This is a genomic window from Streptomyces sp. NPDC059679, assembly GCF_042734105.1.
Taxonomy (GTDB): Bacteria; Actinomycetota; Actinomycetes; order Streptomycetales; family Streptomycetaceae; genus Streptomyces.
Genome location: NZ_JBHWES010000072.1, coordinates 12,901 through 24,939, shown reverse-complemented (window position 1 = coordinate 24,939; position 12,039 = coordinate 12,901). Strand labels below are relative to the sequence as shown.

General features: G+C 68.9%; 14 protein-coding genes. 8 read left to right on the top strand and 6 right to left on the bottom strand.

Annotation, left to right across the window (positions count from 1 at the left end; all coding sequences use genetic code 11):
• Positions 1 to 89 precede the first annotated feature (89 nt).
• The 3 genes from pstC to pstB all read left to right on the top strand — a co-directional run bounded on the left by pstC (position 90) and on the right by pstB (position 3,076).
• Positions 90 to 1,076, top strand: a complete 987-nt coding sequence (pstC, locus tag ACFV2X_RS45620; protein ID WP_385627881.1) for a phosphate ABC transporter permease subunit PstC — start codon at positions 90 to 92, stop codon at positions 1,074 to 1,076.
• Positions 1,077 to 1,191: 115 nt separating this feature from the next.
• Positions 1,192 to 2,268 (top strand): phosphate ABC transporter permease PstA, encoded by a 1,077-nt coding sequence (gene pstA, locus ACFV2X_RS45615; RefSeq protein WP_385627878.1) that lies wholly within the window; start codon positions 1,192 to 1,194, stop codon positions 2,266 to 2,268.
• Between the two features lie 31 nt (positions 2,269 to 2,299).
• Positions 2,300 to 3,076 (top strand): phosphate ABC transporter ATP-binding protein PstB, encoded by a 777-nt coding sequence (gene pstB, locus ACFV2X_RS45610; protein WP_089512516.1) that lies wholly within the window; start codon positions 2,300 to 2,302, stop codon positions 3,074 to 3,076.
• Positions 3,077 to 3,250: 174 nt separating this feature from the next.
• Here the strand turns inward: pstB and ACFV2X_RS45605 are convergent, their stop codons facing one another.
• On the bottom strand, positions 3,251 to 4,249 hold the full coding sequence (locus ACFV2X_RS45605) for an anion permease (RefSeq protein WP_385627876.1): 999 nt from the start codon (positions 4,247 to 4,249) through the stop codon (positions 3,251 to 3,253).
• 8 nt (positions 4,250 to 4,257) lie between these two features.
• Complete coding sequence (locus ACFV2X_RS45600; protein WP_014177687.1) at positions 4,258 to 4,878, bottom strand: DUF47 domain-containing protein; 621 nt, start codon at positions 4,876 to 4,878, stop codon at positions 4,258 to 4,260.
• 192 nt (positions 4,879 to 5,070) lie between these two features.
• On the opposite strand from ACFV2X_RS45600, the gene ACFV2X_RS45595 reads away from it, so the two are divergent.
• A complete protein-coding gene (locus ACFV2X_RS45595; protein WP_385627874.1) occupies positions 5,071 to 5,463 on the top strand; it encodes a metal-sensitive transcriptional regulator in 393 nt (130 codons plus the stop codon).
• Between the two features lie 71 nt (positions 5,464 to 5,534).
• Here ACFV2X_RS45595 and ACFV2X_RS45590 read toward each other — a convergent pair whose 3' ends face one another.
• Positions 5,535 to 5,738: a hypothetical protein gene (locus tag ACFV2X_RS45590; RefSeq protein WP_370656770.1), complete on the bottom strand. Its 204-nt coding sequence runs from the start codon at positions 5,736 to 5,738 to the stop codon at positions 5,535 to 5,537.
• A gap of 118 nt (positions 5,739 to 5,856) precedes the next feature.
• Positions 5,857 to 6,909 (bottom strand): hypothetical protein, encoded by a 1,053-nt coding sequence (locus ACFV2X_RS45585; RefSeq protein ID WP_385627873.1) that lies wholly within the window; start codon positions 6,907 to 6,909, stop codon positions 5,857 to 5,859.
• A 140-nt stretch (positions 6,910 to 7,049) separates the two neighbouring features.
• On the opposite strand from ACFV2X_RS45585, the gene ACFV2X_RS45580 reads away from it, so the two are divergent.
• Together ACFV2X_RS45580 and ACFV2X_RS45575 are read left to right on the top strand one after the other, a co-directional pair.
• Positions 7,050 to 7,235 (top strand): hypothetical protein, encoded by a 186-nt coding sequence (locus tag ACFV2X_RS45580; RefSeq protein ID WP_078610535.1) that lies wholly within the window; start codon positions 7,050 to 7,052, stop codon positions 7,233 to 7,235.
• Between the two features lie 71 nt (positions 7,236 to 7,306).
• Complete coding sequence (locus tag ACFV2X_RS45575; protein WP_385627872.1) at positions 7,307 to 8,929, top strand: FAD-binding oxidoreductase; 1,623 nt, start codon at positions 7,307 to 7,309, stop codon at positions 8,927 to 8,929.
• Between the two features lie 16 nt (positions 8,930 to 8,945).
• Here ACFV2X_RS45575 and ACFV2X_RS45570 read toward each other — a convergent pair whose 3' ends face one another.
• Entirely contained in the window at positions 8,946 to 9,674 is a 729-nt protein-coding gene (locus ACFV2X_RS45570) for a phosphatase PAP2 family protein (protein ID WP_385627871.1), read from the bottom strand.
• Between the two features lie 200 nt (positions 9,675 to 9,874).
• The gene (locus tag ACFV2X_RS45565) at positions 9,875 to 10,882 is read right to left on the bottom strand and encodes a bifunctional lytic transglycosylase/C40 family peptidase (protein ID WP_089512522.1); all 1,008 of its coding nucleotides are present in this window, start codon (positions 10,880 to 10,882) and stop codon (positions 9,875 to 9,877) included.
• A gap of 296 nt (positions 10,883 to 11,178) precedes the next feature.
• Between ACFV2X_RS45565 and ACFV2X_RS45560 the strand changes: the two genes are divergently transcribed.
• Together ACFV2X_RS45560 and ACFV2X_RS45555 are read left to right on the top strand one after the other, a co-directional pair.
• Positions 11,179 to 11,385, top strand: a complete 207-nt coding sequence (locus tag ACFV2X_RS45560; RefSeq protein WP_014177694.1) for a DUF397 domain-containing protein — start codon at positions 11,179 to 11,181, stop codon at positions 11,383 to 11,385.
• Positions 11,386 to 11,669: 284 nt separating this feature from the next.
• Positions 11,670 to 11,978, top strand: a complete 309-nt coding sequence (locus tag ACFV2X_RS45555; RefSeq protein ID WP_089512523.1) for a hypothetical protein — start codon at positions 11,670 to 11,672, stop codon at positions 11,976 to 11,978.
• The last annotated feature ends 61 nt before the right edge of the window (positions 11,979 to 12,039 follow it).

Below are 12,039 nucleotides of genomic sequence, written 5' to 3'. Positions count from 1 at the left end.
CGGCTCCCACACCACGGAGCCGGCCGCACCGTCCGGTGCACCGCCGCGCAAGGAGCCACACCCCCCTGGCTCCTCAGACCGGAGAACCCATGAAAACGGACATAGAACCTGCATCCCCCACAGAACCGCCTGCCCTGGCCAGCTCTCGTGGCACCGGCCGCATCGGCGACAAAGTCTTCCTCGGCCTCTCCCGAGGGTCCGGAATCCTGCTGCTGGTGATCATGGCCGCCATCGCGGTCTTCCTCACCGTGCGAGCGGTTTCCGCCATCTCCGACGACCACGGCAACTTCCTGACCACTTTCGAGTGGAACACCAGCAGCCGCCCGATGGTCTTCGGTATCGCCGTGCTCGTCTACGGCACGATCGTCAGCTCGATCATCGCGATGCTGATCGCGGTCCCGGTCGCGGTCGGCATCGCGCTGTTCATCTCGCACTACGCGCCGCGCCGGCTGGCCACCCCGGTCGCCTACGTCATCGACCTGCTCGCGGCGGTCCCCAGCATCGTCTACGGCCTGTGGGGGGCGCTCTTCCTCGTCCCGCACCTGACCGGCCTGTACAAGTGGCTCGACGACTACCTGGGCTGGACCAAGATCTTCGAGTACAACGACGGCACCCCGCGCTCCCTGTTCACCGTGGGCATCCTGCTGGCGATCATGATCATCCCGATCGTCACCAGCGTCAGCCGAGAGGTCTTCCGCCAGGTCCCGCAGATGCACGAGGAGGCCGCGCTGGCCCTCGGCGCGACCCGCTGGGAAGTCATCCGGATGTCGGTCCTCCCCTTCGGCCGCTCCGGCATCATCAGCGCCTCCATGCTGGGCCTGGGCCGCGCGCTCGGCGAGACGATGGCCGTGGCCACCGTGCTGTCCCCGAGCTACCTGATCGACACCAGCCTGCTGGACCCGGGCGGCGGCACCTTCGCCCAGAACATCGCCAGCCACTTCAAGGAGGCCGACGGCCCCGCGCGTGACGCGCTGATCGCCTCCGGTCTGGTGCTGTTCGTCATCACGCTGCTGGTGAACGGCGCCGCGCGGCTGATCATCGCCCGCCGCAAGGAGTACTCGGGAGCCGCGGCGTGAGCGACGTACGCGCGGCCGCCGGGCCGCAGAAGACCGCGATAGCCGCGCCTCTGCGCCGCGCGGGCGACAGTGACATCAGCTGCTGCCGCAGCGGGGCGAACGAAAGGTGCGGCATATGAGCAACGCAGTCATCGACAAGAGCGCGGTGGCCGGCGACGCCCCGCGGCCGGGCCTCAAGCAGCCCCGGCTGCCCAAGTGGGCCCCGATCGGTCTGGCGCTGATCTCGGTCGGCCTGGGCTGCGGCATCGGCGTCGCGGGCGATCTGAGCAGCAAGACCCAGTGGGGTCTGATCGCCGCGCTGCTGTTCGTGCTCATCTCCTTCGCCCTGACCGCCAAGGTCGAGGGCTCCCGCCAGGCCAAGGACAAGCTGGCCACCAGCCTGATCTGGGTCTGCTTCCTGCTCGCGGTGGTCCCGCTGGTCTCGCTGATCTGGGAGACCGTCGACCGGGGCCGCACGGTCCTCGACGGCTACTTCCTCGGCCACTCCATGGAGGGCGTGCAGACGATCCTCCCCGGCGGCGGTGTGTACCACGCCATCATCGGCACGCTGGAGCAGGTCGGCATCGCCACCGCCATCGCGGCCCCGATCGGCCTGCTGACCGCCGTCTACCTGGTGGAATACGGGCGCGGCCAGCTCGCCAAGGCCGTCACCTTCTTCGTGGACGTCATGACCGGTGTCCCCTCGATCGTCGCCGGTCTGTTCATCCTCACCTTCTGGATCATCATCCTGGACTTCGACTACTCCGGCTTCGCAGGCGCGATGGCCCTGGCCATCCTGATGATGCCGATCGTCGTCCGCTCGACGGAGGAAATGCTCAAGCTCGTCCCGAACGAGCTGCGCGAGGCCTCACTCGCACTGGGCGTGCCCAAGTGGCGCACCATCCTCAAGGTGGTGCTGCCCACCGCGATCGGCGGGATCATCACTGGTGTGATGCTCGCGGTCGCCCGTATCGCCGGTGAGTCGGCCCCGATCATGCTGCTGGTGTTCGGTGCTACGGGGATCAACAACAACCCCTTCGAGGGCGCGCAGTCCTCGCTCCCGTACTACGTGTACGAGCAGTGGCAGCTCGGTAACGACGCCTCGTACAACCGGGCCTGGGCGGCGGCGCTCGTCCTGATCGCCTTCGTCATGATCCTCAACCTGCTCGCCCGCGGTGTAGCCCGCTGGAAGGCACCGAAGACCGGCCGCTGAGGCCACGCCACGAAGAAGAGAAGTGATTCACATGGCCAAGCGCATCGACGTCAGCGGCCTGACCGCCTACTACGGCACCCACAAGGCCATCGAGGACATCTCGATGACCGTCGAGCCCCGCTCGGTGACGGCCTTCATCGGCCCGTCCGGCTGCGGCAAGTCCACCTTCCTGCGCACCCTGAACCGGATGCACGAGGTCACCCCCGGTGGCCGGGTCGAGGGCAAGGTGATGCTGGACGACGAGAACCTGTACGGCACGGGCGTCGACCCGGTCTCCGTGCGGCGTACGGTCGGCATGGTCTTCCAGCGCCCGAACCCGTTCCCCACGATGTCGATCTTCGAGAACGTCGCGGCGGGGCTGAAGCTGAACGGCTCGTACAAGAAGAGCGAGCTGGAGGGCATCGTCGAGAAGTCCCTCAAGGGCGCCAACCTGTGGAACGAGGTCAAGGACCGGCTCAACAAGCCGGGCGCCGGCCTCTCCGGCGGTCAGCAGCAGCGGCTGTGCATCGCCCGCGCCATCGCGGTCGAGCCGCAGGTGCTGCTGATGGACGAGCCGTGCTCGGCGCTCGACCCGATCTCAACCCTCGCCATCGAGGACCTGATCGGTGAGCTCAAGGAGCGCTTCACGATCGTCATCGTGACGCACAACATGCAGCAGGCGGCGCGCGTCTCGGACCGCACGGCCTTCTTCAACCTGGCGGGCGTCGGCCAGCCGGGCAAGCTCATCGAGATCGACGAGACCGAGCGGATCTTCTCCAACCCGTCCGTCCAGGCGACCGAGGACTACATCTCGGGCCGCTTCGGCTGACGCACCCGCCTCCCGCCGGCGGCGTGCCGACGGCGGAGGAGGAACGTCCTGTGGTGCTGCATGGCGGTGCCACCACAGGACGAAGGGCCCGCCCCCGATCATCCCGGGGGCGGGCCCGCCGCTTTCATGCGTACCGTGTGCGTCCCGTATGCGTACGACCTGTACGTACCGCCGTCAGCCGAAGGCCAGGTTGACGATCCAGTAACTGAGCGCGGCGACACCGGCCGCCGCCGGCATGGTGATGAACCAGCCGAGGATGATGTTCTTCGCCACGCCCCAGCGCACCGCGTTCACCCGCTTGGTCGCGCCGACGCCCATGATCGCCGAGGTGATGACATGGGTCGTCGAGATGGGCGCCTGGAACATGAACGAGGCGGAGTACATGACCGAGGCCGCCGTCGTCTCCGCCGCGAATCCCTGCGGCGGGTCGAGTTCGATGATCCGGCGGCCCAGTGTGCGCATGATGCGCCAGCCGCCCGCGTACGTACCGAGCGAGAGCATCGCGGCGCAGGCGATCTTCACCCACACCGGAATCGCGTCGCCCTCGTCCTCCACACCGGCGATGACCAGGGCCATCACCACGACACCCATGGTCTTCTGGGCGTCCTGCAGACCGTGGCCGAGCGCCATGGCCGCAGCCGAGACGGTCTGGGCTATCCGGAAGCCGCGCTTTGCCTTGTGCGGGTTGGCCTTCCGGAACATCCACAGGATGGCCACCATCACGAAGTAGCCCAGCACCAGTCCGACGACGGGCGACAGGAACATCGGGATGACGACCTTCTCCACCACCCCGCTCCAGTGGACCGTGCTGGACCCGGCGAGTGCCGCGCCCACCAGACCGCCGAACAGGGCGTGCGAGGAGGAGGACGGGAGGCCGAAATACCAGGTCACCATGTTCCAGGTGATCGCGCCCACCAGCGCGGCGAACAAGATCATCATGCCTTGTCCGCCGGTCGGGGTGGCGATCAGGCCCTCGCTGACGGTCTTGGCGACCCCGCTGCCCAGGAAGGCGCCCGCGAGATTCATCACCGCGGCCATCGCGAGCGCCGCCCGCGGGGTCAGCGCCCGGGTGGAGACGGAGGTGGCGATGGCGTTCGCCGAATCATGGAAGCCGTTGGTGTACGTGAAGAAGAGCGCGACCGCAATGGTCACGACAAGCGCGAAGGTGTCCATGCCGAGGCTCAGGACTCCTTGACGGCGATGGTCTCGACCGTGTTGGCCACGTGCTCGAAGGCGTCGGCCGCCTCCTCGAGCACATCCACGATCTGCTTGAGCTTGAGCACCTCGATGGCGTCGTACTTGCCGTTGAACAGATGCGCCAGCAGCTTGCGGTGGATCTGGTCCGCCTGGTTCTCGAGACGGTTGACCTCGATCCAGTACTCGGTGAGGTTCGTCATGGTGCGCAGGTTCGGCATCGCCTCGGCGGTCAGCTCCGCGGCCCGCGCCAGTACCTCGATCTGCTGCTCGACCCCCTTGGGCAGCTCCTCTATCTGGTAGAGGACGACCAGGTCGACGGCCTCCTCCATGAAGTCCATGATGTCGTCGAGGGAGGAGGCGAGGGAGTAGATGTCCTCGCGGTCGAACGGCGTGATGAAGGAGGAGTTCAGCTGGTGGAAGATCGCGTGGGTCGCGTCGTCCCCCGCGTGCTCCGCGGCCCGCATGCGTTCGGCGAGCTCGGTGCGCGCGGAGGAGTCCGCCCCGAGCAGTTCCATCAGGAGTTTCGAGCCGGTAACGATGTTGTCCGCGGAAGCGGCGAACATGTCGTAGAAGCTCGTCTCCCTGGGGGTCAGACGAAAGCGCACTGGGGATCCTCGGAATGCATCGGGGTCTGTCTCGTTGATGCTAGGTGCATCATCCGGCCACGGTAACCGGCGTTCCCCAGTGTGACCCATAGGGCAGAGTGCTTATCACAGGGACCCGGCCCAACCAGGCAGACCCGGTACCATATACCCAGCCGGGGTATACAGGACATTTGCGAACAACGGGAGGGCGCCATGACCACCACGGCAGCCGACAACACCGCCCCCACCGAGGGCGAGCAGCGGAGCCAGGCGCCCGAGCCCGAGACGGCGGCCGGGACGGAGGCCACCATCGCCGAGCACACCGGCCACGGCTACGCCAAGCAGAAGGACCAGCACCTCAAGCGACTGCGCCGGATCGAGGGCCAGATCCGGGGCCTGCAGCGGATGGTCGAGGAGGACGTCTACTGCATCGACATACTCACCCAGGTCTCGGCGAGCACCAAGGCGCTCCAGTCCTTCGCGCTGCAACTCCTGGAGGAGCATCTGCGCCACTGCGTGGCGGCGGCCGCCGTCAAGGGCGGCGAAGAGGTCGACGCCAAGGTCGCCGAGGCCACCGCCGCCATCGCCCGCCTGCTGCGGACCTGACGCGCGGACCCGACGTGCGGGCCCGACGTGCGGGCCCGACGGCGCCGCCGCCCCCGCTCGGCCTTCCGGCGCTATGGCCGGGCGCCCTCGCCTTCGCCCTCGGCTGGATTTGATCGGTCCTCCGCCACCTGGAGCACCTCGTCGATACGGTCCGGACTGAGCCTTTCCTCGTCCGCGCTCGACGCAGCGATCATCAACTCACCGTAGAGATCGATCTCGACGAGGGCCACGGGGTCCGGGCCCGACGAGCCGCGACGCGCAACCACGTGTTTCACCTCCTCCTGCGAGCATCTGCGAGCACTTCCGAGCAGCGGCTTCCCAGCGTAGGGATCGGTACACACTCCGCGCATGGCACGGATGGACCATTTCACGGGGCTGAACGGCATGCGCTGGCTAGGTCTGGGGGGATCCAACCCTTCCTGTGTAAATATCCGATGATTTGGGGAGCGTTACGGCGGCCGGTGCTCCGAAGTCGTACAGCTCGATGGTGGAGGCCACCCCCAGCGTCCGCCGTACGCTCTGGGGGCCGGGGGTGCTCCGACCGCCCGGCGCACCCTGGGCGGCGTCGCCGCCCTGCCCCGGTTGCCCGGCGCCACTCCCGCCTCCGCTCGCGGTTCCGCCTCCGGTTCCGGTTCCATCGCCCTGACCGGACTGGCCACCCTGACCGGACTGGCCGCCCTGACTGCCTTGGCCATCTTGGTCAGACTGCCCGTCCTGCCCGCCGACCTCGCCGCTGGTCACCGTGAACTGGTGCCGCACCTCGCGCAGCCGCCCCTGCCGGTCGATATAGGCGTCGAAGGGCACCGCGTGCTCGGTGAACCCCCGCGCGGCGGCCGCCAACGGGCCGCGTACGCCCGGCGACGCGACCCGCGCGGCCCGCCCGATGTCCGTCGTCCCGCGATAGTGCCGCACCACCGTCCCGTCCAGCCCCTCCTCGCCCACCAGGCTCACGGCCCGCGCCCCGCGCAGCAGCTCGGCGGCGGCCAGCGGATCGGTCGCCCCGCCGGTGACCAGATTCCCGTCCGGGATACCGGTCGTATCCACCCGGACCCACTTGTCCGGCGGAATGCCCGCGCCCCGGTTCCGCATGAACAGCGCGCCCGAGGCCAGCAGTTCGGTGATCGGCTCATGCTCGACGGCCCCCATCGCGTCCCTGGGCAGCACCAGGCGCAGCCGCCCCAACCGCCTGACGAAGTCGTACGCGCCGCTGCCCCGGATCGACACGCGCGTGCCGCCCGTCGCCGTCTCCATCGTCGTACGGACCCGTGAACTGCCCGACCGGATCAGCACATCGGCGGCGCGGTGCAGCGCGGCGACCGCGGCGGCGTGCGATTCACCGCCGGGGCGCTCGTCGGCGACCGTCTCGGAGGAACAGCCGGTCAGGGTCGCCGTGGTCGTGGTCGCCATCAGCCCGGCCAGCAGTGCGCCCGCCACAGCGGCCGCCATGCGCCTCGTCCGGGCACCGCCCGTACGCCGCTGGATTTCCATCGACCGTCGACCCCCTGGCCACGCTCGTCCACGCCCTTGGTACTTGTTCGTTTAACGACTCGCCCCTAGGGCTCGTCACGGCCGGGTAGCGTGGTCATGTGCTCGACTCTGGCGTTTCGGATCCCGACCAACACCGCACCACCACCGTGGAAAAGGGCTCCTTCTGCAGCGCCCGCTGCTCCTGCGGCTGGCGCGGCCCCGCCCGCCGTTCGCGGGACAAGGCCCGCACCGACGCGGCCGGCCACGCCGGCGGAACCGGATGCGCCGCCTCGCCCTCTGAGTAGGGGACCGGGCCTGCGCGCGACCGCCCGGCCAACTAGTGGGGCAGCAGCGTCAAGTGGGACGGGAGGCCGCCATGAAGCGGCGGACACTACTGGCAGCGGGCACGGCACTGGGGACCACGGGGACGTGGGCCGCGGCGTGCGACAAGAACGGGGGACAGGCGGCGGGGGACGGCGATCCGTCCGCCCGCGCCGCCTCTTCCGCCTCCGATGCCCGTTCGTCCTCCGCTTCCGCCTCGGCCTCCGCCGGCGGCACCGACGGCAAGCCGCGGGCCGCGGACTGGACCGCGCTGGGCAAGGGTCTGCAAGGCGATCTGATACGCCCCGGCGACGCCGACTACACCACCGCCCGTCAGCTCTACAACACCCGCTTCGACCGGCTGCGGCCCGCCGCCGTCGCTTATATAGCCAACACCTCGGACATATCCGAGTGCCTGGACTTCGCCCGCCGCCACGGCACCCCGGTCGCCATTCGCAACGGCGGCCACAGCTACGCCGGTTGGTCCAGCGGCGACGGCCGCCTCGTCATCGACGTCTCCGCGCTCAAGTCGATCCGTACCTCCTCCGGCGAGGCCCGGATCGGCGGGGGCGCCAAGCTCATCGACGTCTACACCACCCTGGGCGCATCGGGCGTGACAGTCCCCGGCGGCTCCTGCCCCACCGTGGGCATCTCCGGCCTGACCCTCGGCGGCGGCCACGGCGTCGTCTCCCGGGCGTACGGACTCACCTCCGACAACCTCACCGGTGCCAGCATCGTCACCGCCGACGGCCGGACCCTCCAGGTGTCCAAGGACCGCGAGGCCGATCTGTTCTGGGCCCTGCGCGGCGCCGGCAACGGCAACTTCGGCGTCGTCACCGAACTCCGCTTCCGCACCCACCGGGCCGCCGACGGCGTCACCTGCTATATGACCTGGCCGTGGTCCAAGGTCGCGACGGTGCTGCGGGCCTGGCAGAAGTGGGGCCCGGACCAGCCGGACGAGATCTGGTCGGCGCTCCACCTGGAGGCCTCCCCCGGCCGCACCCCGACCGTCTCGGTCAGCTGCTTCTCGCTCGGCACCTACGGCGAGTTGCAGAACGCCGTCGACCGGCTCGCCGACGGCCCGGGCGGGCCCGGCCCCGCCTCGAGAGTCCTGCTGCGCCGCCGCGGCTATGTGGAGGCGATGCGGGCGTACGCCGGATGCGCCGACACCGGCACCACCCAGTGCCACCTCCCGGGCGACACACCGGGCCGCAGCTCGTCCGGCGTCCTCAAGCGCGAGACATACGCGGCGCGCTCCGACTTCTACGCCCGCTCGCTGAGCGAGGCGGGCCTGCGCGCGATGCTCGGCCAGGTGGAGGCGTACGGGCGCCGTACGAGCGGCGGGGGCGCGGTCAGCATCGCGCTCACCGCGCTCGGCGGGGCCGTCAACCGCGTCGCGCCCACGGCCACCGCCTTCGTCCACCGCCGCTCGCGCTTCCTGGCCCAGTACAGCGCCTCCTGGGCGGCCGGCGGGGCCGGGACGGCACAGCTCTCCTGGCTCGACGGCGTACATACGGCGATGCGGCGCCATGCGTCGGGGGCGGCGTACCAGAACTACACGGACGCGTCCCTCAAGGACTGGCGTACCGCGTATTACGGGTCGGCGGCGGACCGGCTGACCAAGCTGAAGAAACGATACGACCCGGACCGGCTGTTCAACTTCCCGCAGGCGCTGTAAGGAGCCCTCGGGTCCCTCAGGCCGCCAGGTCCTTGTTGCGGCGCTCGCCGCCGCTGCCACTGCCCGAGGAGCGGGACCCGGGGAACTCCGGCACGTCCTCCTCCGCGGCCTCCCCGGCCGTGGGGGAGGTGCCCGCCCGCACCAGCCGGCCCGCCCGCGAGCCCGCGATGGCGGTCGTCAGCGGGGTCAGCAGCATCATCGCGAGGGGAGCCAGCAGCAGCGCGACCGCCGTGCCGAGCGCGAACCCGCCGATGACGTCCGTCGGGTAGTGCACGCCCATGTAGACGCGGCAGAACCCTTCGAGCAGCGCGAGGCCGATCGCGGCCGCTCCGTAGGTCCGGCTGGCCATGAACACGCCGACGGCGATCGCCATGGTCAGCGTCGCGTGGTCGCTGACGAACGAGAAGTCGGTCTTGCCCGCCACCAGGACGTCAAGACCCTGATGGTCCTTGAAGGGCCGGGGCCGTTGCACGAACTCCCGGATCGGGATGTTGGCGAGCAGCGCGAGACCGGCGGCCAGCGGCGCCCAGATCAGCCCGGCGACGGCGGACGGCGCGTCCTGCGGCCGCTTGCGCACGCTCCACCAGGCGCCGAGCAGGACCAGGCCCAGCCCGATGATGATCCCGTACTCGCCGACGAACTCCATGACGCGGTCGAACCAGTGGGGAGCGTCCTTGGCGAGTCCATTGATGTCGTAGAGCAGGCTGACATCAGGGTTCGACCCGTCCAGTGCGAGTCCAGCCATGTGCCGTGGCCCCTTATCTCTTGCCTGTCGCTACATGCGGCTGCCGGCCCCCGTTGGTGAACGCGATCGATGCCGATGGTGTCCGCTGCCGATCCACTTCCAGGAAACGCCCACATCGAGCGGGGCGTTCCGCTGTCTACCCAACGATCACCAGGACGTTATCGAAGGGTGACCCATCGTCGCAGTTCAGCGCGGAGACTTTATGCGGGGTTCGCCGTCGGCAACGCTTTTGCGCCATCTTTGGTCACCCGCGTCGCACCGATGTAGTCCGGCGTGTCGATCTTGTCGAACCGGATCACGGCCCCAGTGTACGGGGCGTTGATCATCTGCCCGCCCCCGACGTAGATCCCGACGTGGTGGATGGATCTCGGATCGTTGAGGTCGTACGCGAAGAAGACCAGGTCGCCCGGGAGCAGCTCATCCCTCTTGGGGTGCGGTCCGGCGTTCCACTGATCGTTGGCGACACGCGGCAGGTCGATGCCGACGGTCTTGTACGCCGCCTTCGTCAGCCCGGAGCAGTCGAACCGCCCGTCGTCCTCCGGAGTCCCGTTACCGCCCCACAGATACGGCTTGCCGAGCTGCTTCTGCGCGAAGTAGATCGCCGCGGCCGACTGCTGCGAGGGCCGCACCTTCTGGACGGGCGCCGCGAAGCTCTTGGCCAGGGTGGTGATGGTCTTCACATAGTTCTGGGTCTCGCGGTAGGGCGGCACGCCGGAGTACTTGATCACCGCGTACGCGCCCGCGTTGTAGGAGGCCAGCATGTTGTGCGTCAGATCGCCCGGGACGTCCTCGACATACTTCGCGAGCGAGCAGTCGTACGCGGCCGCCGACGGGATCGCGTCCTGCGGGTCCCAGATGTCCCGGTCCCCGTCCTTGTCGCCGTCCACACCATGGCTGGCCCAGGTGCCCGGGATGAACTGCGCGATCCCCTTGGCGTTCGCCGGGCTCTCCGCCTTCGGGTTCCAGCCACTCTCCTGATAGAGCTGCGCGGCGAGCAGGGCGGGGTTGATCGCGGGGCACAGATTCCCCCACTTCTGGACCAGTGGCTGATACGCGGCGGGGACGGCACCTCTGGCGAGCCCGACCGTCGTACCGCTGTTACCGCCCGCGAGGTCCGCGGCGACCATGTACGTACCGACGACGAGGAGCGCGACGAAGGAGAAGGAGATCCCGAGACCGACACTGACGCCCAGCCAGACCTTACGCACCCGCCCATCCTCCCCCATCTGCCCGTCATACGAACGTGTTTCCGCACGTACGGCGAAAATCCGCCGCCCGCCAGCCGAAACCATACGGGCGCGGCCGGGCCGCCGCACCGTATGCCCCCCCACCTCTGCGCCCCGCCCCTGCCCCCGGCAGACGTCTATATGCGGCTCCGCCGCGTGGCCGACCCCGCCCCCGGACCGCCTCCCGTGCGGACGCGAAGCGCGTAAAGTCCGGCGCGTCCGGGCACCTCACACTCCTTTCTCACACCCCCTTCTCACACCCCTTTAAGGACCATGCGATGACACAGCTCGACTGGCAGCGGGCCACGACCCCGGAGGACGGGGAGCAGGAGGCCTACCTGGAGGTGGCCGCGGGCCCCGATGGCCGGATCTACATGCGCGAGAGCAACGACCCCGACAACATCGTGGTGACGACCCAGGCGAAGTGGGAGGCGTTCATCAAGGGGGTCAAGGCCGGGGAGTTCGACGACTTCGCGGAGGAGTGAGCGGAGGAGCGAGCGGAGGAGCGAACCGCGGGGCTCGCCGAGCTCCGGCCCTGCCACTGATCGTTGCCCAGCGCCCATGTGCGTGATACACACAGTGATCAGAGAACCCTAGGTTGACGCTTTTGTACGCCAGTCAGGCCATCGTGGCCCACAACACGTACGAGATCCGCCAAGAAATGCCGCCAAGTCGACATGCGGAAGCGGAATCGTCAGCGAAGATAGAGCCTGGCATGTGCCAGCCGCACGGCGGCACACAACTACCCACAAGGGGCGGTGAGTTCTAAATGTTCCTAGCAGCCGACAAGGGCGACATCGACACCATCATCGGCGGAATCGCCCCAGACTGGGGCCCGTTCGGCGACCTGGGCAGCGAGGCCCGCGTCATGATCGAGGTGGTCATGGCCGTAGCCCTGCTGCTCTGCTTCGGCATCGCCATCTGGGGCGCGGCCAAGCAGCGGATCGGCGCGACCGCGCTGCGCGACACCTTCAGCGCCGAACAGGGCAAGGGTCTGATCGTCGCCGGGCTGACCGGTGTGTTCATCATCGGTTCACTGGGCACAGTCTTCACGATCGTGTACGGCATGGCCGTCTAGCGCACCACCCGCTCACCCAGCCGACCCCCCACACGCGGCGCACCCCCCGTTCCCCAAGCCT